Source organism: Ruminiclostridium hungatei (genome assembly GCF_002051585.1).
In the GTDB taxonomy this organism is placed as follows: Bacteria; Bacillota; Clostridia; order Acetivibrionales; family DSM-1351; genus Ruminiclostridium; species Ruminiclostridium hungatei.
In genome coordinates, this window is sequence record NZ_MZGX01000032.1 from 18,595 (window position 1) to 45,054 (window position 26,460).

The following is a 26,460-nucleotide window of genomic DNA, read 5'->3' on the forward strand; positions in this document are numbered from 1 at the left end:
GAGGTCGATATGATACAAATATCAAATATGTGTAAGGTTTATGAGATGGGAGAAAACTCCATATATGCACTTAACAATGTCTCATTGCACATTGCAAAACATGAATTTGTAGCAATTGTGGGGCCGTCAGGTTCGGGCAAATCAACGCTTATGAATATGCTGGGCTGCCTGGATGTACCTACATCGGGGAGCTATTACCTGGACGGCCACGAGGTCAGCAGGCTGAATGACAACCAGTTGGCTGAAATCAGGAACTTTAAGATAGGCTTTATATTTCAGGGCTTCAACTTGCTGAAGAAGCTTACAGCAGTTGAAAATGTTGAACTGCCTCTCATATACCAGGGGGCAGGCCATAAGGAGAGAATAAGAAAGAGCATTGAGGCGCTGGAAATGGTGGGCCTTGGTGACAGAATACACCACACCCCCAACGAATTGTCAGGAGGACAGCAGCAGAGAGTTGCGATTGCCAGAGCGCTTGTGAGCAACCCCCCGCTTATACTGGCCGACGAACCTACCGGAAATCTGGATACAAAATCCGGCGCAGACGTAATGAAAACTCTTCACCAGTTGCATAAAAACGGAAATACCATCGTGCTTATAACCCACGATAACAATGTTGCAGCACAGGCCGGAAGAATAATAAGAATCCAGGATGGAATGATCATGGAAGACAGGGAGGCGGTGTAGATGAGTTTTCTTCAAGCCTTCAAGATGGCATTGAAAAGCATTGCAAACAACAAGATACGCTCGTTCCTTACCATGCTGGGTGTTATTATTGGAGTGGGTTCGGTAATAACGGCGGTGGCATTTGCCCAGGGAAGTACCAAAAGTATTACTGATTCCATAGAGGGCCTTGGAAGCAATCTGGTAACAATAAGCATAACCGGACGGGGCAGCAACAGAAATATCACCTATGAGGAACTTAAGACTTTTTCAGAGGAAAACAGCAGTGATATCAGCATGATTGCTCCAATTATAAATAGCAGCATGACTCTCAAGGCAGGAAGCAAAACCAGAGACACAGCCGTAATCGGGACAAACGAGGATTATGAGTTTATAAGAAGCAGGCACGTTCAGTCGGGGCGTTTTATTTTGTCTTTTGATAATGATTATAAGCTGAAGACCGCAGTAATAGGAAGTGCAGTGGCCAATGACCTGTTTGCCGGGCAAGATCCCATCGGGCAGCAGATAAAAATCAACGGGCAGATTTTTAAGGTGGTGGGGCTGCTTCAGGAAATTTCCGACGGGCAGGATTCCTCTGACGACGACCAGGTCATTATACCGGTGACGGTGGCCCAGCGTCTTGGAAGGAATACGAGAATATCCAATTTTACGGTTCAGGCGGCAGAGGCAGGGACGGTTGAAACTGCCATGGCAAAACTGAATACATATCTTACTGAAAAATTTGGAAGTTCTGATGCATTCTCTGTCAGAAATCAGGCTCAGATGCTTTCCACACTTAACTCCATTACGGATACGCTCATGATAGTACTGGGAGGTATTGCCGCCATCTCCCTGATAGTGGGAGGTATAGGTATCATGAACATAATGCTGGTTTCCGTAACAGAAAGAACGCGGGAAATCGGTATACGAAAAGCCATAGGGGCAAAACGCAAAAACATAATGGTACAGTTTTTGATTGAAGCAATAATGATTACCGGCATCGGCGGAATAATCGGCATATTGATGGGCATCTCCTGTATACGGTTTATTATTGGAGGACTAAAAATAACCACACCGGTGTATTCGCCGTTTTGGATGACGCTGTCCTTTGGAATTTCTTTGGGTGTGGGCATTGTTTTCGGGCTATTCCCGGCATATAAGGCTGCCCGGCTGAATCCCATAGAAGCTCTGAGGTTTGAATAAATAATTTATTTGTTTGTGTGCAAAGCGCGCAGATAGGAGGTTATAATGCACAAAATAAGAAAGATGCCGGTAAGGCTTGTAACACTGGCTATGATTTTCATAATTATCCTTTCTTCTACGGTTTCATATGCTGCTGTAACACAGGGGCAGCAGGACTATGACAATGCGGTTGAAAAGCTGGAAGCCTGGGGTGTAATAAATGCTTCAGACCTGAATGTCAACGGCAAAATGACAAGAGAATTATTTTCAAAAATAATAATCAACTCTACCGGGAATTATGAGCTGGCACAATCTTTGACAGGTTCCACAACCTTCCCGGATGTGTCAGCCAAGTCCCAATACTGCGGCTACATAAATGCCGCCGCCAAGCTGGGCTATCTGTCGGCATATTCCGACGGCAAATTCAAGCCCGGGACTCCCATAACATTTGCTCAGCTCTGCACGGCTATGATCAAGGCTCTGGGATATACTCCGGCTGATGTTGTCGGAGCATGGCCGAATGGGTACCTGGACAAGGCGAAAGGCCTTGGGCTGACAACCGGCTACAGCTACACAAGCGGAGGCTCCGTAGCTTCTGAGGCAGCAATAATAATGATCAGCAGAATGCTGAATACCAATATCAAGAAAACAGGCACCCAGGCGGCAGACCAAACTCTTCTGGAAGCATCCGGACTGCAGGATGATCAGAATAACTGGATATATGGCAAGCCGGAGATCGCCATGAATTTCAAGCCGGAAACCCTGAAACTGGGCAGTATAACCTTTAAGTCCGGAGTACCGGTTTTAAGGGATACTGTGAATAACGCCGTTTCTCCGGCGGTGAAGGTAACTGGTGAAACCATTTCTCTCAATGACATAAAGGACAAGGATGTTGTCTATGAAGTATACAACAAGCTAAATGTCCTGATGTATTATCTTGTGGTGGATAACAGGATTGACGGTGAAATCACAAGCATCCTTCCAAGCAAGTACTCTCCCAAGAAAGTGCAGATCAGCGGTGTGGATTATGACCTGGGAGAATACGCAAAGCTGAATAAGTTCAATTCCTCTGCCGGAGCTTTTAATGTAGGAGATACTGTCAGTGCAATACTTGGCCATGACGGAAAGCTTATAGATGTATACTATGCCGAAAATTCAACGGTAGAAGATTATGCATTTGTTGTAAACACTGCAACAGAGGTTTCAAAGAAGGCAGCCGACTACGGTAAAATATATTACACAGTCAGTCTTATGCACGTGGATGGAACCACAAAGACCTACAAGGTAAGTGAGGACCCCGGTCAGTACAAGTGGAGGCTGGTTAAATATTCTGCACTGCCCGACGACTTTGTGGCTCTGCTGGCGGTAAGCAATAATATGTCCAATGAGCTGACCATAGACAGGTACGAGAAAAAGGCGGGTCAGAGCTATATAACAGACAATATTAAAATATTCAACTACACCGATTCCACTGTAAATATTTTAAAATGGACAGATATTCCCAATGGAACCCTTCCTGCGGGAAAGGTACAGTATATTGGAACAACCGGAGAGTTCGGAGATGTGAACCTGCTGCTTACCAGTGACGTACTGAATCAACAGTATAAGAACTACGTGGTTCAGAAAATAACAGTGCCGGATGGCAAGAAGACTACCACCTATACCTATAGTCTTGTATCAGGTTCCGATTCATATACCTATACCTCAAAATCCGAGTTGCCGGGAGCTATTGTGGGCTCGGTGGTGAGTATGAAAATGTTCAACAACAAGGTAAACTCTTATGACAAGCTTGTGGACACCAGCGCGCAGGGCTGGTATGTGCAGGCAATTGACAGCAAACGTATAAAGATGAGCGAGTGGGTTTATATGTTTAGCTCAGATGTGACCTTTTACGTAAAAGATTATTCAGACAATCTGACGGCTAAAAAGATTACGGACATTGTTGTGGGAACGGAGTCCGGTTATGCCAATGTCAAGCTATACTGCGACAGGCCGTTGAATAATGGCGGAAAAGTACAGTATGTGATTATTAATTTAAAATAAACCTGTTTTCCGCTGCGGCAGATACAAAAAGCCGTGGCGGATTTTTTTTGTGGCAAAACTGTATAAATTTAGTTAATTAACTAATAATATGAATAAATTCGTTTCTATGCAAACAAGGATAAAGGAGGAAATTTCAGAGGAAATGAAAAGAATATTTGCAATACTTTTAATAGCTGCCTTTACTCTCAGTCTTGGCGCTTGTGCTAAAAACGAGGAACCGGGTGCCGGAACGTCCACAGTGACAGCCACCCCTTCAACTGCTTCCCCTTCACCGGGAATGACCACAACTTCTCCGGGGACTGCGACTACCTCACCTGCTACGTCTACAGCCTCTCCGGGAACATCCACGGCCTCTCCGGGCGGAGCAACTGCAACGGCCACAGCCACTAAATAAGCTGCAAAATACCGTACTATGTGAATGGCATGAAACGAAAGCACTCAGAACCGGTAAAATATGAAACAGCCAGCGGAGCAATTTACGTAAATGGAAGGTCTCATCAAAGACATTGTATTTACGTAGGTTGTTCCCAGTTGCAATTTTCCGGTGTACATAAGTTCACCAGTTGACATATAAAGGCCGCAATAGTAGAATTATGAAGTATTGGCCGGTAATGGTAAAATTGTATTTAAGGCGCTGGTGGATTAAATGAGAGCAAAGCTTCCTTTACGTGCTTCCTTTATACTAAAAATCATTGTTTTCCTGATTATCTTTAAAATTATAGATATGTCTGTGGGCGGGGCCTTATACTATTATAAGTATTTTGACAAGCCCGATATGCATGAGTTGATGTGGAGGGATTTTTATTCCCATGAGAACAATTCCATAGATGTGATGTTCCTGGGGTCTTCCCATGCACGGTTTGCATTTGATTCAGGCTACTTTGACAGGGAACTCAATACAAAAACCTTTAATCTGTCCAGTTCGGGGCAGACCCCGCTTGTGGGATATTATGCCTTGAAGGAGGCATTGAAATATCAGAAGCCAAAGGTGCTGGTCTATGAAGTTTACTGGAGAATGCTGGGCGCTACGGACAATGTTACACCTGCTTATTTCGTATTTGATTACATAAAAGGCTGTGCTACAAAAGTTGAAATGCTTGCGGCTCTCAGTGGGGAAAAGACATTTTCTTCATTTTTTATGGAAACTGCCATAAAAACTTACAAGAACAGGGACGGCCTAATTCCGGCAGTAAAAAAGGTTCTGAACGGGGAGTTGATAAACAGTGATGTGGAAGTCGGCAATAATATTGAATATACCGATTTTACATATTATAAGAACGGGTATTTCGGCAGTGAAAAAATAGCAACCCCCTATAAATTATCTGTAGCAAACCCGTTTAAAAAGGCAGGCTTAAACTTCAAGTGGAATCAAAGACAGCTTGAATATATGAAAAAAACCCTGATCCTGTGCAAGGAAAACAATGTAAAGGTAATAATGGTAGCTGCGCCTGTGCCAAGACCCACTATGGACTTTTTAAAGGACTATGATGAGGCATACGGGCATATTAAGTCAATAGCCGACAGTTTTAAAATTGATTTTATGGATTATAACCTTATAAACCGGCAGACTGGAATGTTTACCAATGACATGTTTTACGACAGCAATCATTTAAATGTAAAGGGAACAGGGGTTCTGGACAGGCATTTTGCACCGGTTATAAAAAAGTACTTGTATTAATTTGCACCGGGGCACTTATATATAAAATTTATAATTATGCATATTGATATTTGCTAGATTTTAATATAGAATAAAAAAGTCAAAGACACATGACGTAAGTTGTTGTTTTGATATAAAAATTGGCAGAGTAGATTTTTGCGCGTTAAGTGCCAAGAGGACGGGAAGTTGCCTTTTGGACGAAAAACACCCAGTGTTTGCGGTGCAGATTTCGCATTCCGCTGCCACAAAAAGAGATACCTCTTTTATGTGGCTTTTTACAGTGCATTCTTTGTTGTACTGTACCCGGATGGGACACAAAAATGAGGCATTTTTTATTTCTGCATGTAAAAATATGCAAAATGAAAGATGCACTCGAAAAAATTAAAGGAGGTAGTGCCCATGATGCACAATAAACTCAGAGACATTCTGTTGTTAGGGCTTTTTGTCGCCCTTGAAGTAATCTTGACCAGATTCCTGTCTGTAGAAAATTCAATTGTAAGAATTTCCTTTCAATTTCTCCCCATAGCTGTTTCAGCTATTTTGTTCGGGCCTGTTATGGCGGGCATTGGTGCGGCTGTTGCCGACGTATTGGGAATGATGATATTCCCGAAAGGAGCCTACTTCCCGGGCTTTACTTTCAGCGCGTTTGTATCCGGTTTTCTTTATGGAGTTTTTCTCTATAAGAAGAAAATAACCATGCTGAGAACCTTTGCAGCAGTATTGACAGTAATAGTTACCTGCAGTTTGGTACTCAACACAATATGGCTTATCATTCTTACACAGAAAGGCGCATATGCCATAATATCCGCAAGGTTGGTCACAAATGCCATTTTTCTGCCGGTGCATACTTTTGTGATTTATTTTGTATGGAAATATGTTGGAAGTATGTTCACCCGGCCGCTGACTCACCAAAATTGATACTAGTGGTCTGTAACACCTAAAAGTCACATATTGCCGACGGTTAAATTCCCGCAGAATTTCGTTGTCGTTCTTGCCAATACATACAGTATTGCCTTCGGCCTCCGCCTTATCCTACAGAAATTTTCCTCGCCGGCAATATCCGTTTCAGATGTTACAGACCACTAGTACAACATTCGGTAAATCCTGGCACATAATTTGGGTATATTTTTTTGAACTACATCGTTGTCGAAAAGAATAACATAGTTATTCTTGATTGGAATAAAGCAATTATTCCGCACTCCTCCGCCTTGTATTTCAAAAAAAATCTCCTCCAACTTATGCACCCTATTTGCCGAATGTTGTACTAGGAAAATAAATTCCCAATTTTTAAGACATTTTTATAAATAAGCCGTATCCTATGTATATATTAAGAATGGGAGTTGAAGATTTTGAAAAAGAAATATTTTTCGTTTATTGCCTTGATTCTGGTATTTGTTATGTTTCTTATTGCTGCGGGCTGCGGAGTAAGGATTAATGGCAAGGAATATGAATTTTATAAATCTAATCAAAGTGAAAAGAAGAACAGCAGCATATTTGACGGCATAGGCCAGGAAACCGCAGATAAGCAGGAATTTACCCAGGACAAGGTTGAGGGTGAGGAACTGAAAGTCAAGACAAATGCCGGAAATGTGGAGATCAGGAAAAATGACGGCTCCGGAATAGCCATAAATGCCGACAAAAAGGTCAGAGGAACTTCAGCCGAGGCAAAGAAGACAATCCTTGAAAACATGATTATTTCACTGGAGCAGAGCGGAGATAAGCTTGAAGTGGTTGTGAAGACCAAGGATGGTGAGGATTTCTGGGATTGGCAGAAAGAAAACTACAAGACCTATCAGATTACAATAAACTACACCATTAAGGTGCCCGAAGGTATAAAGAGCCTGAACATCAGTACCGGCGCCGGAAATGTCAATATGGAGAGCCTGGCTGAAAAAGTAAAAACCAGCACAGGTGCAGGAAATATTGATATAAACGAAATGAATGCCCAGTTTGACCTGAGTACCGGAGCAGGTAACATAGACATAGATAATTCTTCTGCAAAAGGGGATTGCAAACTGAGTATAGGTGCAGGTAATGTAGACTTTGAGGGCAATATTGATGCAGTAGATGAATTTGATGCTTCTACTGGAATGGGAAACCTTGACTTTAATGTGCCGGAAGAAACAAAGATGACCCTTGAGGCCAGCACAGGCGTGGGCATTTTAAGCGGCAGCTTTGTAAAGACCAATGAAGACAGTAAATTCCGCTTCAAGGGAGATATTAACGGAGGCGGCCCCACTGTGAAGCTTAGCACAGGTGTTGGAAACGTGGTTGTAGATAAAAATTAAACGTGAGAAATTGAAGAAGGAATGCTGTAAAACCTGTATCAGCAGGTTTTACAGCATTCCTTATGTAATTCTTAATGTATTCGAATGGTTTTAATAGGCGGGTGCCGGAACCGGGGCCTGTATCAGGCTGAGTGCACACACTACAAGGTAGCTTTGACGGATTCCCAAAGTATATCGCAGAGCTCTATCTCCTTATTGTTCTGGTCATAGGATGTGGAACCTGAAATATTGTTTTTTCCCATTTCAAGGACATAATCCCCAATTGCTGCGGACAGGTAGAAATCACCTTCGCCGAAATTTTTTCTCTCAAGTATGTCAACCATCTGACCTATATCCAATAAAGGCAGGCAGTCTTGTTTAATGTAGGCTTCGGGACGTTGGAATTCAAAGTTGAAATCCTCGTCAAAGCTGAACTCTTCCTCCGGTTCTTCTTCCGAAGAGTCACCAGAAGCTTCAGCAGCGTCTGTGCCTTCAATCCTGTCAGCTTCTATACCGCCTGAAAAGCTGTCGTCATCTTCCTTGATTTTAACGGTCTCATCCGCCATAAACTTTAAATCGTATAAAAGCATGTCATTGTGCTTCAGCAGCTTTATGCCCCCAATAACATATATGATTTGCTCATACTTTTCTTCGGCAGCATCCACGCATACATTGGCTACAACAGTATCGTAGATATGAGGAATCCAAAGATCACAGAGATTCTGTCTCTGTTCCAGGGTCAATTCCTCCAGTTCCTTACGGGTAATTCTTAGTTTCATGAGGCTGTCCTCCCAAAAAAAATTCAAACTGAAAGCATTCCTCTCCAGTATCATTTATAATTATAATATAATTATGCCATATTGTCATATATTTTCCTTTGCGGAGGTATTTAATAAAAGTTCAGAACTGGGAAATTACAGATTTTTCAGACCATTATAAGTTATCCCGCATAAATGATGGACAGGACCGTATGTAAAATAGCTTGACAGAGAACATTAGTTTGATAAATAATGTTAAGGAACACATCACACGTGGAGGAGTTACAAATGACAAAAGAAACCAGAAAGACTGAATACGGTAATGAGAGTATATCATCCTTAAAAGGTGCAGACAGGGTAAGGCTGCGTCCGGGCGTTATATTTGGCTCTGATGGTCTGGATGGTTGTCAGCATTCCTTTTTTGAAATTCTGTCCAATTCTATTGACGAAGCCCGTGAGGGGCATGGAAATGTAATAGAGGTGACCAGATTTGCGGACCGTTCCATAATGGTGCAGGACTGGGGACGAGGGCTGCCTGTTGATTACAACACCAAGGAGGAGCGCTTTAACTGGGAGCTGGTATACTGCGAATTATATGCAGGGGGCAAATACCAAAACAACTCCGGTGAGAATTATGAGTACAGCCTCGGCTTGAACGGGTTGGGTGCATGCGCCACCCAGTACAGCTCCGAATATTTTGATGTGACCGTATTCAGAGACGGGCACAAATACCAGCTTCACTTTGAAAAAGGCGAAAATATCGGCGGACTCAGCAAGGAGAAATGCAGGTACGAACAAACCTCCACAATACAAAAATGGAAGCCTGATATTCAGGTTTTTACCGATATAAGCATACCCCTGGAATATTTTCAGACAGTCCTTAAAAAACAGGCGGTTGTCAATGCCGGGCTGCGTTTTATACTTAAGGACGAGGAATCCGGAGAAACCTTTGTGTACTGCTATGAAAACGGTATTGTAGATTACATAAGGGAAATAACCAGGGAGGACGGTTTTACGGAGATTCAATTCTATGAAACCTCCACAAGAGGCCGTGACAGGGAAGACAAGCCGGAGTACAAGGTTAAAATGCAGATAGCCTTCTGCTTCAACAATATGACAAATCTGCTGGAGTACTACCATAACTCAAGTTTCCTTGAATATGGCGGTGCACCGGACAAGGCGGTTAAAAATGCCCTGGTTTACGAAATAGATAAATGTCTCAAGGCCAGAGGCAAGTACAATAAGGACGAAGCAAAAATAACTTTTGCCGATATTGAAGACAGCTTGATTCTTGTGGTCAATTCCTTCTCCACGGTCACAAGCTACGAGAACCAGACCAAGAAATCCATAACCAACAAATTTATTCACGAGACAATGACGGAATTCCTGAAACAGCAGTTGGAAGTGTATTTCATTGAAAACAAGGTGGAAAGTGACAAAATCATAGAACAGATACTGGTTAACAAGCGAAGCAGGGAAACTGCCGAGAAGACCAGGATTAACATAAAGAAAAAGTTAAGCGGCAGCGTGGACATTTCAAACAGGGTTAAAAAGTTCGTGGACTGCAGGACAAAGGACTTGTCAAAGCGGGAGATATATATAGTGGAGGGTGACTCGGCCCTGGGTGCCTGCAAGCTTGGACGGGATGCTGAGTTCCAGGCCATAATGCCGGTAAGGGGTAAAATACTGAACTGTCTGAAAGCTGAATATGACAGCATATTTAAAAATGAAATCATTGTTGACCTGCTAAAAGTATTGGGCTGCGGAGTTGAAATCAAATCCAAGCACAATAAGGAACTCAATACCTTTGATCTGGATAATCTGAGATGGAACAAGGTGATAATCTGCACTGATGCCGACGTAGACGGCTTCCAGATCAGAACGCTGATACTTACCATGCTCTACAGGCTTGTTCCCACACTGCTTCTGGAGGGCAGGGTTTTCATTGCAGAGTCTCCCCTGTTTGAAATCAATTGCAAGGGAAAAAGCTATTTTGCCTATTCAGAAAAGGAAAAGGCCGATATTCTATCCAGGCTGGAAGGCAAGAAGTATACAATTCAGAGGTCAAAAGGTCTTGGAGAAAATGAACCCGACATGATGTGGCTTACCACCATGAACCCTGAAACACGCAGGCTCATAAAAGTCATGCCTGCGGACGTGGAATTTACGGCACAGATGTTTGATGTGCTGCTGGGGGACAATCTGCCGGGAAGAAAGCTGTTTATAGAGGAAAACGGCAGCAAGTACCTGGATATGATAGATGTAAGCTAAAACATGGAGTTTATTGTAATTCAACTAAACGGAAAAGAGGATATGCATGTCTACTCATAAAAATATGGTTGAACAGGATATTGTGTCAACCCTTGAAAACAACTATATGCCGTACGCCATGAGTGTTATCGTATCAAGGGCCATACCTGAAATAGACGGCTTTAAGCCTTCACACAGAAAGCTGCTGTATACCATGTATAAGATGGGGCTTCTCACCGCTGCCAAGACCAAATCATCAAACATTGTGGGGCAGACCATGAAGCTCAATCCTCATGGTGATATGGCCATCTATGAAACCATGGTCAGACTGACCAGGGGAAATAACGCTCTGCTGCATCCTTTTGTTGACTCCAAGGGAAATTTCGGAAAGCAGTATTCAAGGGATATGAAGTTTGCCGCACCCCGTTATACCGAGGCAAAGCTGGACAAGCTTTGTGAAGAGATATTCAGGGATATTGATAAAAATACTGTGGATTTTTCGGACAACTATGACGGAACCATGAAGGAGCCTGTGCTTTTGCCCACCACCTACCCCAATATTCTGGTGAATGCCAACCAGGGAATTGCCGTAGGTATGGCAAGCAATATCTGCAGCTTCAACCTCCAGGAAATATGTGAAGCGACCTCTGCGCTGATTGACAATCCGGAGACTGCGTTGGAGGAGCATCTGAAGGCACCGGATTTTTCCTCCGGGGGACAGCTTATTTATTCCGAGAAGGAAATAAGAGATATATACACCAATGGAAGAGGCAGCTTCAAGGTCAGGGCCAAATACAGGTATGACAAGGAAAACAACTGCGTCGAAATACTTGAGATTCCGTATACCACAACTGTTGAAGCCATTATGGACCAGATTATCGAGCTGATAAAGGGCGGTAAGATTAAAGAAATTACCGATGTGAGGGATGAGACAGACCTGAGTGGTCTGAAACTCACTCTGGACATACGAAAAAGCACAGACCCCGACGCATTGATGAACAAGCTCTATAAACTGACTCCCCTGCAGGACAGCTTCAACTGCAATTTCAATATTCTCATAAGCGGGAAGCCAAGGGTTATGGGAGTACGAACCATATTGGGCGAATGGCTGGCTTTCCGGGTTGAATGCATAAAGCGTCAGACCTTGTACGATATAGAAAAAAAGAGTGACAAGCTGCATCTTCTCATGGGTCTTAAAAAAATACTCATGGATATTGACAAGGCAATTGCCATCATCAGAGGCACCGAGCAGGAAGCGCAGGTCTTACCCAATTTGATGAGCGGTTTCCAGATAGATCAGGTTCAGGCGGAATACATAGCTGAAATAAAGCTCAGAAACCTGAACAAGGAATATATACTGAACAGGGTAAGTGAAGCCGACGAGCTGATAAAGGAAATTGCAGAGCTTAAGGACATATACGGCAGTGAAAGCAAGGTTAAAAAGATCATTCAGAAGCAGCTCAGGGAGGTTTCCAAAAAATTCGGACAGCCAAGGCGCACTGAGATAATACATGAACAGCATATAGAGGAAATAACTACGGAGCACCTGATAGAGGACTACAATCTCAAGCTTTTCCTCACTGAACAGAATTATCTTAAGAAGATAGCGCTGGTATCCTTGAGAGCAAATCCCGAGCACAAGCTGAAGGATGACGATGCCATCGTCCAGGAAATCGACACACATAACAAGGCTGACTTGCTGCTGTTTTCAAACAGGTTTAACGTATACAAGACAAAGATATATGATGTGCCTGATTGCAAGGCAAGCAGTCTTGGCGAGTACCTGACCAACCTGCTGGGACTTGAGAATGACGAAAAGATAATATATATTACGGCCACTGACAACTATGAAGGCCATATGCTTTTCTTTTATGAGAATGGAAAGGGTTCAAAGATAGAGCTGTCCAGCTATGCCACAAAAACCAACAGGAAGAAACTGGCCAACGCCTATTACGACGGCGTTCCGCTTGTGAGGATGATGTTTGTGAACGGGGACATTGACCTGGCGGCAGCCAGCAGCATAAAAAAAGTACTGGTTTTCAATACTGAAAATATCAGCCCCAAGTCCACCAGGGCTTCCCAGGGCGTTCAGGTGCTCACCTCCAAAAAGGGCAGCACTCTCGTATACATCAAGACCTTGGAGGAGATGCAGTTGACGGATGTAGATTACTACAGGACGAAGAATATTCCTGCAATCGGATGCTATATGAAGGACGAGGATAAAAAAGAAACACAACTGACGCTTGAACTGGAATAACAAATATATAATTGAAGGCCTCCAGGGGTGTTTTTGAAACCGGAGGCCTTTAAAATTGGAGGTGCAAGGTTGAAAGAAAACCACTTTCAACCCTTTGAATTTATGTCCGCAGAGCGGACGGGGGGATAAAATATGCTTAAACTGTATATAACAAGACATGGGGAAACCGAATGGAATGTTCAGGGAAGGATGCAGGGCTGGAAAAATTCAAATTTGACTCCCAAGGGCATTAAAAATGCCGAAGCTTTGGGGAAGCGCCTTGAAAGTGTTGCTTTTAAAGTAATTTATTCCAGCTCCAGCCAAAGGGCCATACATACTTCAGAGCTCATCAGGGGGGACCGGAAAATTGAAATCATAACCGATGAAAATCTGAGGGAAATAAATCTGGGACAGTGGGAAGGAAAAGCAAAAGATGAGTTCAGCGAGGCGGACAAGGACAGCCTGGAAGCTTTCTGGAACAGGCCGCACCAGTACGAGGCGCAGTCCGGCGAGGATTTCCATCAGGTAAGAATACGGATTGAAGCTGTGCTGAAAAGAATTATCAGTGAAAATGGGAACTGTAATGTGATGATAGTCACCCATGCAGTAATAGTAAAAACCATAATGGCGATATTTAAGGGCATTCCCATTGAAAAGCTGTGGGAGCAGCCTTTTATTCACGGTACAAGCCTTAGCATCGTGGAAATTGACAATTTAAGGCCGGATGGACGGTTTGAAGCCAGGGTATTGACCGAGGGGGACATGTCACACGCTCAGGGCTGATGCTGATGTGAGGACAGGTTTTTTAAGCCGGCTTGCCTTTTGTAAAACTCTTCATGAGGGTATATGGTAAAATCAATGAATACACTTGACATCCCGGTCGAAAACTATAAAATAGTACTGACAAATAATTTATGGATAAAGCTTCCGGCATCTTTGCGGCGGCTTCGAAAGGAATGAAAATATGAGTAAAAACCCAGAAGTTACAATCGAAATGGAAAATGGAAATATAATAAAGGCTGAACTATATCCGGAGATAGCACCAAATACGGTTAATAATTTTATTTCTCTTATACGCAAGGGCTTTTATGACGGAGTAATATTTCACAGGGTAATTCCCGGTTTTATGATACAGGGCGGTGACCCGGAGGGAACCGGCATGGGCGGTCCTGATTACAGCATAAAGGGAGAGTTCTCCGCAAACGGATTTAAAAATGAACTTAAGCACGACAAGGGCATATTGTCAATGGCCAGAACCATGGCTCCCAACTCGGGAGGCTCACAGTTTTTTGTAATGGTTGCCAAGGCACCTCATCTTGACGGGCAATACGCTGCCTTTGGGAAAGTTACTGAAGGTATTGAAGAGGCCGACAGGATTGTAAGTACCAAGAGGGATTACAATGACAGGCCGAAGGAAGACCAGAAAATGAAGAAAGTAACTGTGGACACCTTTGGAGTGGAATATCCTGAACCTGAAAAGGTATAACACGAAGGAACGGTATGCTTCAAGACCTGACTGTCAGGTTTTGAAGCATTTTTTTCTGATTTGACATTTTCCCCATCTCATCTTAAAATATATTATTAAAATACATTTTCCGGAGCAACAAAATGAAGACGAAAACTAAAGCACTAAGGGCTCTGAAAGCGGCGTTCCCGCATACCCTGCCGGTATTGGCCGGATTTCTGTTTCTGGGAATAGCCTATGGTATCTTGATGAAGTCCATAGGTTATGGAGCAGGCTGGACCTTTCTGATGAGCTTTCTTGTATTCGCAGGTTCCATGCAGTATGTGGGAATAACACTGTTATCGGCAGCATTTAATCCTCTGTACGCACTTTTTATTACTTTGATGGTTAATGCAAGGCATGTTTTTTATGGCATTTCAATGCTGGAAAGGCTGAAGCTTTCTGGTAAATTCAAGCCGTACCTGATATTCGCCATGTGTGATGAGACCTTTTCGATCCTGTGTTCCGCCACGCCCGAAAAGGAGGTTGACGACGGCTGGTTCATGTTCTTTGTAGCCTTTCTGAACAGATGGTATTGGATAGCAGGCTCTGTGCTGGGGGCTTTCATGGGGGATTACATAAAGTTTGACACAAAGGGACTGGATTTTGCCTTGACGGCCTTATTTGTGGTAATATTCATAAATCAATGGCGTGAGCAGAAAAGGCACTATCCTGCCGTCATAGGGGTTATAAGTTCGGTTATCTGCCTGGTGGTGTTCGGACGGAACAATTTTATTATACCTTCAATGCTTCTGATTCTGCTGGTACTTACTTTTGCCGGTAAAAAAATGAAAGGGGAAAGCCTGTGACTTTAAATCCTATTCAAAGCCTTACAATAATTTTGATTCTTATGCTGGGTACCATGTGCACCAGGTTTCTGCCCTTCATATTCTTCAGAGCGCACAAATCCACCCCGGCATATATACAGAAGATTGGCAGTGTGCTGCCCTATGCTGTTATCGGGCTGCTGGTGGTGTACTGCCTCAAGGGAGTTTCGTTTACCGGAGGCTCATACGGCCTGCCCGAGCTCGCTGCAATACTCATAATCATTGCACTGCATCTGTGGAAGAAGAACACCCTGCTCAGCATATTTGCAGGTACGGCGGTGTACATGCTGCTGGTGCAGTATGTTTTTACATCCTGGAGATGAAATGGAAATGTCAAGCCGCTTACAATGGCGTACAGTACCGGAATTACTACCGGAACCCATGGTGTGTTCGGCGGTGCCACAAAACAAGTGCCATATATTGGAACAAGTACAAAGGTTTATGATATAATATGAGGCATGGAAACTTGTTAGTGAGAATTTTGGGTATTATAGAAAATCAGTTTAAAAACTGAGATTCTATTTGTTAAATTTCAGGAATTCGGGGTGAATTTATATGTTTAAAGATTTATTTAAAAAGAAAGAAGTCGTAGATAATAATATTAATTTTGATGTACTGGTTGAAAAGGTAAAAAAGATGCCATTTAAAGAAGGTCAAAATTTTCTTTGGAAAGAAACCTTTAGTTTGGATAAATGGAATTTCATAACCAAACCGGTAATGGATATTAATGACCCCAGACCTTTTATAGGGGAAGTCGAAGGAAAAGGATGGATGTACGTATTTACGGATGGGCCTCATGCGCGTAAGTTTGGAGAGGCACAGAGGCTGGTAAATGCCGACGGTTCAATTAATACTATTGCCATGGAACCTGCAAAGGCAGTTGAATGGTTGTGTAAATGGGAAGAATCGGGCGTTTATGGGATAATGTTTAATGCAGGAGAATTTTGTTGGTTTGCACCGATTGCAAATCTTAAGCCGATTATGGAGTATTTAAACGGGGGCAACGCTTAAGACTTCCTTTTAGTGTATAAGAGCGGATATAAGGCATGTATATGAAAATCAGCCTGGAAGGGTTGGTGATTTAAAAGCACCAACCCTTCCAGGCTGATTTCTGTATTTGTGCTGCTGTTATGGACAGCAGGTAAAAAACAGATACATATAATTTGCCTATGGAATTGCAATTATTAAGCTTTGCTTATCCTGTCCGAGATGGTTCTGGCAACATGAACACCGCTGGCACTTGCCTGGGACAGTCCTCTGGTTACGCCTGCGCCGTCACCTATGGCAAACATGTTGGGCAGCTTGGTCTCAAGTTCCTTTGTCAGTTCAAGCCTTGAGCTGTAGAACTTGACTTCGACTCCGTAAAGCAGGGTATCGTAGTTGGCGGTACCCGGAGCTATCTTGTCCAGGGCATAAATCATTTCAATTATATTATCCAGATGCCTCTTTGTAAGAACAAGGCTGAGATCACCGGGAGTCGCATTCAGAGTAGGGTGTGTGAAACTCTGCCCCAGCCTGTGGGCATTTGTCCTGGCTCCCTTGATAAGGTCGCCGAACCTCTGAACCAAAACGCCTCCGCCCAGCATATTTGAAAGGGAGGCTATCCTCTTTCCGTACTGGTAGGGCTCATTGAAGGGATGAGTAAATCTGTTGCTCACCAGGAGAGCAAAGTTTGTGTTCCCGCTTCTGAGACTTGGATCGGTGTAGCTGTGTCCGTTTACGGTAACAATACCGTCAACATTTTCAGAAACAACGTGGCCGTAAGGGTTCATACAGAAGGTACGCACCAGGTCCCCATACTGCTTTGTCCTGTAGACCAGCTTTGATTCATATACAACATCCGTTATATGTTCAAATACCTTTGCAGGAAGCTCAACCCTTACTCCGATATCAACCTGATTGTTTATCATATTGAGCTTGAGCTGCTTGCACTGCTGTGAAAACCACTCCGCTCCGGACCTTCCGGGAGCGACAATAAGGTATTTGCACTCTATGGTTTTTCCATCCTTCAGTTCCACGGCATAACCTTCGCCGTTGGGAGTTATGTTTAATACCTGGGTGTTGCAGAGCATTTCAAGGCGCTCCAGCAAATATTTATAAAGACGCTTCAGTATTTCCAGGTTGTTTTCCGTGCCCAGATGCTTTACTGCCGCCTGCAGCAGGTGGAGATCATTTTCAAGGGCACGTTTTTCTATGGCCTTGGCCTCGGGAGTATAGGTGGAGTACATCTCCTCAGTGGCTCCAAATTCAACATTGACACTGTCAACATAATTAATGAGCTCCATAACATCTTTATCCTCAAGGTAGTCATTCAGCCAGCCGCCGAATTCAGTTGTAAAGTTGAACTTGCCGTCGGAAAACGCGCCGGCGCCGCCGAAGCCCCGCATAATATCACAGGTTTTACAACGGATGCAGTCTTTTATCTTGTTGGCTATAATAGGACAGTTTCTTCCAAAAATATCATTGCCCTGCTCTATCATTACAACTTTCAAAGCAGGATTTTTTTTAGTCAGCTCATAGCCTGCAAATATTCCGGAAATACCACAACCAATTATTGCTACGTCATACATAGTTTTTACCTCCATAATCCACTGTATCAATGTTGCTGTCAGTAGGGCAATTTAAAACAGATGATTTAAAATTGTACAAATAAAGAAACATTGTCTTCCCAAATAAAATATTATACATGACTTTCTATATTTAGTAAATGGTAAAACGGTTTATTACAAAAAACAATATTATTCGGCACCGGTTATGTGCCGCTGCAGACCACTGAGGCAAATTATTAATAAAATCTTAAATTTTTGTTAAATCATTGAAAAAACACGGCGTGTAGTATATTTTATAAGTAGCATAAAGTGAAAAAAACAGTAAATGAAGCAGTATCAGAGGAAAGAACCTCCCGCAGAGAGCCTGCTGAAAGTACGATAATTAATTTACACCAATGATGAAAGAAGAGAAAGCTGCCCATGTCAAATTACTTTTTGCCCTTTTTACTTTCGCTTGGAATAATGCTGTATGTTACTCCAAAGCTGACAAAACTGGCGCACAAAATAAACTATACCGAGAAGCCCAATAAAGACAGCCAGAGAAAGATTCATACTGAGAGCAAGGCATATCTTGCGGCTGTAGGAATACTTTTTACCTTCTGGAGCTGCTATTTCCTGTTCACACGGGATTTCAGCACCAAGGCGCTTGCCGTCTTCGGAAGCTCATTTTTAATATGGGGCATCGGAATGGCGGATGATTGGTTCAAAATCAACGGCAGGGATTTAAAGGCCTTGCCAAAGTTTGTTTTTCAGCTTTTAGCCTGCATTATGGCAGTATACTTTACAAATATAAAATTTGCAGGCATAACCAATCCGTTTAATGATGCATATATTATGTTTCCCTTGTGGTTTCAGTATGTTTTGTCTGTTCTGTGGCTGTTCGGGGTTACCACCGTCATAAATTTTTCGGACGGTCTGGACGGCCTGGCAGGTGGGATTTCCTGCATTTCGGCAGGGACCTTGTTTATTGTCTCTATTGTAAAAGGCAACCATTTGCTTGGAATCATGTCAATAGCCCTGGTTGGAGTGTGCCTGGGATATCTCAGGTACAACAGGTATCCCGCAAAGATTCTGATGGGTGATGCGGGTGCAACCTTTTTAGGTTTCATGCTTGCTGTCATATCCTTGGACGGGGCCTTCAAGCAGGCAACGGCAGTTTCCATATTCATACCCATTCTGGCACTGGGACTGCCTATATTTGACAACATCTTTGTAGTTTTGAAAAGGCTGAGGGAAGGCAAAAAGGTATATGTGGGGGATGCTTCCCAGATACACTACAGACTGCTGGCCAAGGGGCTTACGCAAAAGCAGGCGGTTTATTTCCTGTACCTTGTATGCATATGCCTCAATCTCAGCGCCATAATATTGCTTTTGCTGGGGGCGGGCAGATATTAGGCGGATTTTTGCCGGTTTCCGGTTGTTGTCCGGGGGCTTCTGTTTATGTAGATAGTTAATAATTGCATTAAGCAATAAACAATAAATAATTGTATTAAATAATAATTAATGATATAATTTGAAAAAATAAATATAAAGACAGTTCGTGACCATCCTGTCTGAAGCCTGTTATTAACGACTGAACAGAAGCTTCCAATAAAACTACGGCGACACTGCCTGCATATGCAGGGCAGTATTTTGTTTTGTATCCGGCCTTTGCCCATTTGCAGGACATAGCTCCTGGTTTTATCCGCCGGTGGTCACGGCCGACGAGAGGGGTTATCCATGAAAAACAAGAAAGTTCTCAGGCTGACGGTTTCAGCCATGATAGCGGCAGTATACCTGGCACTGACCATGCTTTTTTTTGCAATCAGCTTCAGCCCGATGCAAAGCAGGCTGGCTGAAGCACTTACCGTACTTCCATATTTTACGCCGCTTGCCATTCCCGGACTGTTTGTGGGCTGCCTGATCTCAAATATCCTTGGGGGGAACGGGATTTGGGACATTGTAATAGGAAGCCTTGCAACACTGTTGTCTGCCTTTCTTACTTATAAGCTGACCTTTGACAGACCCCGCAGAAAGTGGCTGGCACCTCTGCCGCCGGTTATTATAAATGCGGTTGTTATCGGGGCCATGCTCAGTGTACTCTATGAACTGCCGTTGTTTGTCACCATGTTCGAGGTGGGCGTGGGTCAGGTTATAGCGTGCTATGTGGCGGGATTTCCATTAATGTTATTATTTGAAAGAAGCAAAAAAATTGGTGAACTTTTTAAGCGCTTTTCTTAAAAATGTTCATTTTTAAGCTTGATTTTTTCTAATGACTAATATACAATTACCTTGTTGACGAAAAGTATTATATTCATAATTAAATAATGATGTTTTTTAATAGGCCTTGTGTATATTAAAAAATATCCCGTATATTCTCGGTGATATGGTCCGAAAGTTTCTACGAAGCCGCCGTAAATGGCTTTGCTACGGGTGTTCATCTTTGACATTTAATTTATTGTCGTAAGAAATTAGAGCTCCCAATCCATGATTGGGAGCTTTTTAATTAACTGGCGCGGGTTTTTTGTGCTGTTAGTGATTTTATTATGACTTGGGATATTATGTTTTATGCATATTATTTCATATTTTCCGGAGGATTAAGATGGAGCTCTTAAAGCAAAGAATTTTAAAGGACGGGCAAGTAATAGGCAATGATATCCTGAAGGTGGATTCCTTTTTGAACCATCAGATGGATGTTCAGCTCTTCAATGAAATGGGCAAGGAGTTTTACAGGCTATTTGCCCATAAAAAGGTTACCAAAATATTGACAATTGAATCCTCCGGCATTGGTATTGCCTGCATAGCGGCACAATACTTCAATGTTCCGGTAGTTTTTGCAAAAAAAACAGAAGCAAGAAATCTCGACGCCGATACCTATCTGGCAGAAGTGTACTCTTTCACAAAGGGCAAGACCTATAATGTGAGAGTTTCCAAAAAGTATATAAATTCAAGGGATGTTGTCCTGATAATAGATGATTTTCTTGCCAACGGCAAAGCTGCGCTTGGTCTTGCAGACATAGCAGAGCAGGCCGGGGCAGAGGTTGCAGGAATTGGAATAGCAATAGAGAAAGGCTTCCAGAACGGCGGAAGGCTGTTAAGAGAAAGAGGGCTGGAGGTTCAATCCCTGGCAATTGTTGAAGGAATGCAGGATGGAGTAATTACCTTCAGATAGTGGACCTTGACGTTGTTGCGTAATGTTTTTGAGGTTTTATGTAAACAATTTTTGATTAAATGCTCCGTCATGGAAGCATTATAATATATCATTAATTTATTTATTTAGAATTAGGGGGATTACAAAATGAAAAAGTTATTAGCATTAATGCTTGCTGTTGCTATGATTAGCGCAGCGCTTTTGTCCGGCTGTGGAGCAGGCTCATCCGGAGACGACTCTGCTGCTTCTACCGGTGCAAAAGCTGTAAAAGCAGGTTTCATTTACATCGGACCAATCGGTGACGGCGGATATACCTATGCTCACGACCAGGGACGCTTGTTCCTTGAAAAGGAGCTGGGAGCTAAAGGCGTAACCACAACCTTCCTTGAAAATGTTGCTGAGGACGCATCCAGTGAAAAGGCCATGAAGGACCTTATAGACCAGGGCTGCAATGTCATATTTGCAACCAGCTTCGGTTATATGGAATATGTGGACAGGGTTGCAAAGGAATATCCCGATGTGAAGTTCTTCCACTGCTCAGGCTATCTTTCAAATGACACTAACTTTGTAAACTACTTCGGAAGAATAGAACAGACCAGATATCTCTCCGGAATAGCCGCAGCACTTAAGTCAAAGTCGGGAAAAATCGGTTATGTTGCCGCAAAACAGATTCCTGAGGTTATAAGAGGTATAAATTCATTTACTTTAGGTGTTCAGTCGGTTAGTCCAACAGCAACTGTAAATGTAAAATGGACTGATACCTGGTATGACCCTACCCTGGAAAAGAATGCCGCAACTGCGCTTCTTAACGACGGCTGTGACGTAATCGCCCAGCACCAGGATACTACAGGACCTCAGATTGCCGCAGAAGAAAAAAATGCTTTTGCCATCGGCTACAATTCCGACAGCAGCAAGGCAGCTCCAAAGGCTTATATAACAGCTCCTATCTGGAACTGGGGTGTATACTATGTGGACCAGGTGCAGAAGATACTGGATGGAACCTGGAAGGCAGAAAACTACTGGGGAGGACTTAAGGAGGGAGTTGTAGACCTCGCTCCGATCACTGAAAACGCTGCGCCCGGAACAAAGGAAACAGTTGAAGCTATCAAGGCAAAAATTCTTGACGGCTCCTTCAATGTTTTTGCAGGTCCTATAAAGGATCAGACAGGCGCAGTCAGGGTTGCTGAAGGCGCTGTAATGAGCGACGAGGACCAATTGAGCTGCAAATGGTTTGTTCAGGGAGTAAACGGTAAAATAGACAAATAATATGTTTGCCCACGGATAAGCATAATTTGACAGTTTTTTTATTAGCAGTAGTTTGAAACCCGGGTATGGTTTTGACTACTGCTAATAAAGTTTATAGCGAGGCAATAATGGAAAATAATTTTTAATAAAAGGTGACGCCGTGAATAATGAAGTCTATATCAAAATTGAAAATCTGACCAAGACCTTTGGCCCTGTAGTTGCAAACAACAACGTTTCGCTGGAGGTAAGAAAAGGCGAGATCCATGCCTTGCTTGGAGAGAATGGCTCAGGCAAAAGCACGCTTATGAACATGCTTTCCGGAATATATACCCCGGACAGCGGCGCCATATATATCAAAGGGAAAAAGGTTTCCTTCAGGAATCCAAAGGATTCCATGGCACTTGGAATTGGTATGATCCATCAGCATTTCAAGCTGGTGGAAGTGCTGACGGCAAAAGAAAATATCATTGCAGGTCAGAAGGGTACTTTTTTTATAGGCAGCAGGAAGTTGTCCCAAAAAATACGTGATATATCCGATCGGTACGGTTTGGCAGTAGATCCTGATAAAAAGGTTTATAACATGTCGGTTGGAGAAAAGCAGACTGTAGAAATACTGAAGGTACTGTACAGGGGGGCGGAGATTCTCATACTGGACGAGCCCACCGCTGTTTTGACTCCCCAGGAAACCCAGAGCCTGTTTAATATCCTGAGAAAAATGAGACAGGCAGGCTGTTCAATAATCATAATTACTCATAAATTAAATGAGGTCATGGAAATATCAGACAGAATAACTGTTCTCAGAAAAGGGGAAACCTTCGGAACAGTAAACAAGACAGATACAAGTGCAAATGAGCTTACCAATCTTATGGTTGGCAGAGCTGTTGATCTTTCTATTAATAGGGTAGAGAAAAAGAACGATAGTACTATATTGAAAGTAAAGGAACTGACAGTTACTGATGAAGAGAATGTCAAGGCACTGAACACCGTGAGCTTTACTCTGGATTCGGGAGAGATACTGGGAGTGGCAGGTGTTGCCGGAAGCGGGCAGAAGGAACTTTGTGAGACTATTGCAGGCTTGTATCCTGTAGCTTCCGGGGTAATCGAATATAATGACGAAAATATCGTAGGTAAAAATCCACGTGACATAATCAAAATGGGTATCAGCATGAGCTTTATACCCGAGGACAGGTTGGGAATGGGTCTGATAGCTTCCATGGGTATGGTGGACAACATGATTCTCAAGGAGTACCAGAACCAGAAGGGCCTGTTCATTGAAAAGAAAACTGCTAAAAACCTTTCACAAAAGCTGGTTGAAAAATTGGACATCAATACGCCCGGCATATATCATCCCGTCAGGCAATTGTCCGGCGGAAATATTCAGAAGGTGCTGCTGGGCCGCGAGATAGAGTCCAATCCACATTTGCTCATCACCGCCTATCCGGTGAGAGGTCTCGACATCAATGCTTCCTATACCATATATGACCTGCTGAACGAGCAGAAGGAAAAGGGAGTGGGAATACTCTTTATCGGTGAGGACCTGGATGTGCTGATGGAGCTTTGTGACAGGATCATGGTCTTGTGCAATGGAGAGGTTACGGGAATTGTGGATGCAGCTAATGTGACAAAGGAACAACTGGGTCTGATGATGGCCGGAGAAAAATGGGAAGATGTTATAGGGAGGGGCGCCTGATGTTCAGAGTAGTAAAACGTACCGATTTAACCCGGAGGAAGTCTGCAACCTTCAGATTACTGGCTATTTTGGCCGCCCTTGTTACCTCCGGTGTATTCTTGATGCTTCTGGGCTTCAATCCTCTGAAGGTTTATGTCTCCATGCTGGACGGTTCCTTCGGTTCGGCATACCGGTTCAAGGAAGCTATAATTAAAACCGTACCTCTGGTGGTCACTTCACTGGGCATAGCGGTGGCCTTCCGGATGAAGTTCTGGAACATAGGAGCAGAGGGACAGATTATTATGGGAGCTTTTGGAGCCACATACTTTGCACTGTTCTTCAACCAACTGCCCGCAGTAGTCCTGATACCTTTAATGATGCTGGCGGCAATTGTGGCTGGTGGTTTATGGGCCTTTATTCCGGCTTTTTTCAAGGCTCATTTCGGAACCAACGAAACCTTGTTTACCCTTATGATGAATTATATAGCTTTAAAATGGATCAATTATCTGCAGTATGGCCCCTGGAAGGACCCCAAAGCCCTTGGCTTCGGAAAGATAGCAATGTTCAAGGACAATGCCCTTATGCCGAAGCTTTTCGGAATTCATATGGGCTGGGTTCTGGCAGTAATTCTGGTAGTGATAATGTACATCTTTATAAATAAGACCAAAAGAGGCTATGAGATACAGGTTATAGGTGAAAGTGAGAACACTGCCAGGTATGCAGGCATGAATGTGAAAAAGATCATTTTATCCTCTTTATTCCTCAGTGGTGCCATATGCGGACTGGTAGGAATGTTCCAGGTATCAGGCGTTAACGGAACCCTTACCTATCAGGTGGCCGGGGGAGTAGGATACACTGCCATAATCACCACCTGGCTTGCGGGTCTGAGTGCTCCCGTCATAGTTATAGTTTGCTTCCTGTTTGCGGTTCTTCAGCAGGGAGGTACGTTCATACAGACCGCCTTTCAGATTCCTGCCTCGGCGGCACAGCTAATCCAGGGACTGATATTGTTCTTTGTACTGGGAAGCGAGTTTTTTGTACAATACAGATTGATTATAAGAGATGGGAAAAATCCGGAAAAAGTGAAGGAGGCGGCATAATGGAGGCATTTTTAAGCGTATTGACATTTGTTCTGATTGACGCCATAAAGGCGGGAACACCTTTGCTTTTTGCAACTCTGGGTGAAATATTTGCAGAAAAGGTAGGAAACCTGAATCTGGGTGTGGAAGGTATGATGCTCATGGGTGCGGTTATGGGTTTCAGTGTGGGTTTATCCACAGGAAGCCCCCTGTTGGGCGTGCTGGCGGCACTTGCGGCGGGAGCCTGCGGTGCATTGGTTTTTGCCTTCCTTACCATAACACTGAGGGCAAACCAGATAGTGTCGGGACTTTCCCTTACCATATTCGGAACAGGGTTTTCCAGCTTCGTAGGTCAGAAGCTGGTTGGAGAAGCACTGCCCGAATCAATAAAGTCAGTGTTCAAGGCCATAAAAATTCCGGCTTTAAGTGAGATACCCGTTATAGGCCCCGCCCTGTTCAACCAGGATATTCTGGTCTATGCAGGCTATATTGTTGCTGTGGTTTCAGGTATATACCTTTACAGGACCAGAACCGGTCTGAATCTGAGAACAGTGGGTGAAAATCCGGGAGCTGCGGATACTGCGGGTATTAATATCACCTTGTATAAGTATATTCATATATTGCTGGGAGGAGCGTTTGCCGGCCTGGGCGGCGGTTATCTGTCACTGGTGGCTGTTCCGTCCTGGCAGGATGCGGTAACCGGAGGAAGAGGCTGGATTGCGGTGGCACTGGTTATTTTCGTAACCTGGAATCCCTACAAGTCCATGCTGGGAGCATATTTCTTCGGGGGCCTCAGCATTTTGGGACTGTACCTGCAAAGCCATTCGCCCATTCCCCAGAGTATTTTTGATATGCTGCCTTACCTGGCAACAATATTTGTCCTGGTTATGATATCTCTGAAGAAATCAAAGGAGAACTGTGCTCCCAAGGCGCTGGGCGAGCCGTATTTCAGGGAGGACAGATAGGTACGGAATAGGAATATATGGGACTGCTGCAAAACTTTTAACTTAACCTGGGTTATGTTTGCAGCAGTCTCTTTTATTTTTAAATTTTAAAATTGCCGGCGTTAGTGATATAATATGAAGGATGACAAACAGCGGAAAGGGCTGAAGGGATTTTATGAACAAAATTATCAGGCTGGGAAGCCTGCTCTTTACATTTATGCTTCTGGGTTTTTCGGCTTTGAAATACTCCGCCGGCAGCAACAGGTCAGCCATATATTTTCTGACAGCCGCAGCAGGTTTTTTGCTGGTATACATATCTTACCGGAAGAAGGACAGGCCGGAAAAGTGAAAATGGGTGAAAATGTACATAAATATGGATAAAACACCTTGTTATAACTTATACTTTAATGATAAAATCAATAATGGTGTTTTTTAACATGCAGTTTGTGTCGATTAA

At 43.3% G+C, this 26,460-nt stretch carries 24 protein-coding genes and 2 riboswitches; of the genes, 22 read left to right on the forward strand and 2 right to left on the reverse strand.

The genetic code is table 11. The annotated features are described in order from the left end of the window. Positions 1-9: 9 nt before the first annotated feature. The 7 genes from CLHUN_RS19310 to CLHUN_RS19340 all read left to right on the forward strand — a co-directional run bounded on the left by CLHUN_RS19310 (position 10) and on the right by CLHUN_RS19340 (position 7,833). Positions 10-687, forward strand: coding sequence for an ABC transporter ATP-binding protein (locus tag CLHUN_RS19310; protein WP_080066302.1), 678 nt, complete (start codon positions 10-12; stop codon positions 685-687). Then, complete coding sequence (locus CLHUN_RS19315; RefSeq protein ID WP_080066303.1) at positions 688-1,866, forward strand: ABC transporter permease; 1,179 nt, start codon at positions 688-690, stop codon at positions 1,864-1,866. Between the two features lie 45 nt (positions 1,867-1,911). Then, positions 1,912-3,888, forward strand: coding sequence for an S-layer homology domain-containing protein (locus CLHUN_RS19320; RefSeq protein WP_242656565.1), 1,977 nt, complete (start codon positions 1,912-1,914; stop codon positions 3,886-3,888). 142 nt (positions 3,889-4,030) lie between these two features. Further along, positions 4,031-4,282, forward strand: a complete 252-nt coding sequence (locus CLHUN_RS21905; RefSeq protein WP_133051124.1) for a hypothetical protein — start codon at positions 4,031-4,033, stop codon at positions 4,280-4,282. 252 nt (positions 4,283-4,534) lie between these two features. Next, a complete protein-coding gene (locus CLHUN_RS19330) occupies positions 4,535-5,566 on the forward strand; it encodes a DUF1574 family protein (RefSeq protein ID WP_080066307.1) in 1,032 nt (343 codons plus the stop codon). Between the two features lie 121 nt (positions 5,567-5,687). Then, positions 5,688-5,789, forward strand: a riboswitch (THF riboswitch). Between the two features lie 155 nt (positions 5,790-5,944). Then, positions 5,945-6,463: a folate family ECF transporter S component gene (locus tag CLHUN_RS19335; RefSeq protein WP_340148347.1), complete on the forward strand. Its 519-nt coding sequence runs from the start codon at positions 5,945-5,947 to the stop codon at positions 6,461-6,463. Between the two features lie 431 nt (positions 6,464-6,894). Further along, positions 6,895-7,833 carry a DUF4097 family beta strand repeat-containing protein gene (locus CLHUN_RS19340; RefSeq protein WP_080066309.1) on the forward strand — a complete coding sequence of 313 codons (939 nt, stop codon included), beginning with the start codon at positions 6,895-6,897 and terminating at the stop codon, positions 7,831-7,833. 140 nt (positions 7,834-7,973) lie between these two features. Here CLHUN_RS19340 and CLHUN_RS19345 read toward each other — a convergent pair whose 3' ends face one another. Continuing rightward, complete coding sequence (locus CLHUN_RS19345; protein ID WP_080066310.1) at positions 7,974-8,591, reverse strand: hypothetical protein; 618 nt, start codon at positions 8,589-8,591, stop codon at positions 7,974-7,976. Between the two features lie 267 nt (positions 8,592-8,858). Here CLHUN_RS19345 and CLHUN_RS19350 point away from each other — a divergent pair, with 267 nt between their 5' ends. The 7 genes from CLHUN_RS19350 to CLHUN_RS19380 all read left to right on the forward strand — a co-directional run bounded on the left by CLHUN_RS19350 (position 8,859) and on the right by CLHUN_RS19380 (position 16,398). Next, positions 8,859-10,841 (forward strand): DNA gyrase/topoisomerase IV subunit B, encoded by a 1,983-nt coding sequence (locus tag CLHUN_RS19350; protein ID WP_080066311.1) that lies wholly within the window; start codon positions 8,859-8,861, stop codon positions 10,839-10,841. Positions 10,842-10,887: 46 nt separating this feature from the next. Beyond that, entirely contained in the window at positions 10,888-13,077 is a 2,190-nt protein-coding gene (locus CLHUN_RS19355) for a DNA gyrase/topoisomerase IV subunit A (protein ID WP_080066313.1), read from the forward strand. Between the two features lie 132 nt (positions 13,078-13,209). Further along, on the forward strand, positions 13,210-13,839 hold the full coding sequence (locus tag CLHUN_RS19360; protein WP_080066315.1) for a histidine phosphatase family protein: 630 nt from the start codon (positions 13,210-13,212) through the stop codon (positions 13,837-13,839). A 181-nt stretch (positions 13,840-14,020) separates the two neighbouring features. Beyond that, positions 14,021-14,542 (forward strand): peptidylprolyl isomerase, encoded by a 522-nt coding sequence (locus CLHUN_RS19365; RefSeq protein ID WP_080066316.1) that lies wholly within the window; start codon positions 14,021-14,023, stop codon positions 14,540-14,542. Between the two features lie 122 nt (positions 14,543-14,664). Continuing rightward, on the forward strand, positions 14,665-15,369 hold the full coding sequence (locus tag CLHUN_RS19370) for an AzlC family ABC transporter permease (RefSeq protein ID WP_080066318.1): 705 nt from the start codon (positions 14,665-14,667) through the stop codon (positions 15,367-15,369). After that, a complete protein-coding gene (locus CLHUN_RS19375; protein WP_080066319.1) occupies positions 15,366-15,710 on the forward strand; it encodes a branched-chain amino acid transporter permease in 345 nt (114 codons plus the stop codon). Before CLHUN_RS19370 ends, CLHUN_RS19375 begins: the two co-directional genes overlap by 4 nt. Before the next feature lie 232 nt (positions 15,711-15,942). Further along, entirely contained in the window at positions 15,943-16,398 is a 456-nt protein-coding gene (locus CLHUN_RS19380; protein ID WP_080066320.1) for a hypothetical protein, read from the forward strand. A gap of 173 nt (positions 16,399-16,571) precedes the next feature. Here the strand turns inward: CLHUN_RS19380 and CLHUN_RS19385 are convergent, their stop codons facing one another. Beyond that, on the reverse strand, positions 16,572-17,957 hold the full coding sequence (locus tag CLHUN_RS19385) for an NAD(P)/FAD-dependent oxidoreductase (RefSeq protein ID WP_207559188.1): 1,386 nt from the start codon (positions 17,955-17,957) through the stop codon (positions 16,572-16,574). Between the two features lie 399 nt (positions 17,958-18,356). On the opposite strand from CLHUN_RS19385, the gene CLHUN_RS19390 reads away from it, so the two are divergent. The 8 genes from CLHUN_RS19390 (at position 18,357) to CLHUN_RS22185 (ending at position 26,352) form a co-directional block, all read left to right on the forward strand. Further along, the gene (locus tag CLHUN_RS19390; RefSeq protein WP_080066324.1) at positions 18,357-19,331 is read left to right on the forward strand and encodes an MraY family glycosyltransferase; all 975 of its coding nucleotides are present in this window, start codon (positions 18,357-18,359) and stop codon (positions 19,329-19,331) included. Between the two features lie 324 nt (positions 19,332-19,655). After that, entirely contained in the window at positions 19,656-20,156 is a 501-nt protein-coding gene (locus CLHUN_RS19400; protein ID WP_080066328.1) for a QueT transporter family protein, read from the forward strand. 107 nt (positions 20,157-20,263) lie between these two features. Then, a riboswitch (purine riboswitch) is annotated at positions 20,264-20,365 on the forward strand. A gap of 152 nt (positions 20,366-20,517) precedes the next feature. Beyond that, positions 20,518-21,087, forward strand: a complete 570-nt coding sequence (locus CLHUN_RS19405) for a xanthine phosphoribosyltransferase (RefSeq protein ID WP_080066329.1) — start codon at positions 20,518-20,520, stop codon at positions 21,085-21,087. Between the two features lie 126 nt (positions 21,088-21,213). Further along, positions 21,214-22,332: a BMP family ABC transporter substrate-binding protein gene (locus tag CLHUN_RS19410; protein ID WP_080066331.1), complete on the forward strand. Its 1,119-nt coding sequence runs from the start codon at positions 21,214-21,216 to the stop codon at positions 22,330-22,332. A 139-nt stretch (positions 22,333-22,471) separates the two neighbouring features. Next, positions 22,472-24,001: an ABC transporter ATP-binding protein gene (locus CLHUN_RS19415; RefSeq protein ID WP_080066333.1), complete on the forward strand. Its 1,530-nt coding sequence runs from the start codon at positions 22,472-22,474 to the stop codon at positions 23,999-24,001. Next, on the forward strand, positions 24,001-25,080 hold the full coding sequence (locus CLHUN_RS19420; protein WP_080066336.1) for an ABC transporter permease: 1,080 nt from the start codon (positions 24,001-24,003) through the stop codon (positions 25,078-25,080). Before CLHUN_RS19415 ends, CLHUN_RS19420 begins: the two co-directional genes overlap by 1 nt. Continuing rightward, positions 25,080-26,024 (forward strand): ABC transporter permease, encoded by a 945-nt coding sequence (locus CLHUN_RS19425; RefSeq protein WP_080066339.1) that lies wholly within the window; start codon positions 25,080-25,082, stop codon positions 26,022-26,024. The genes CLHUN_RS19420 and CLHUN_RS19425 overlap by 1 nt, the downstream gene beginning before the upstream one ends. A 154-nt stretch (positions 26,025-26,178) precedes the next feature. Then, on the forward strand, positions 26,179-26,352 hold the full coding sequence (locus CLHUN_RS22185) for a hypothetical protein (protein ID WP_165755799.1): 174 nt from the start codon (positions 26,179-26,181) through the stop codon (positions 26,350-26,352). The last annotated feature ends 108 nt before the right edge of the window (positions 26,353-26,460 follow it).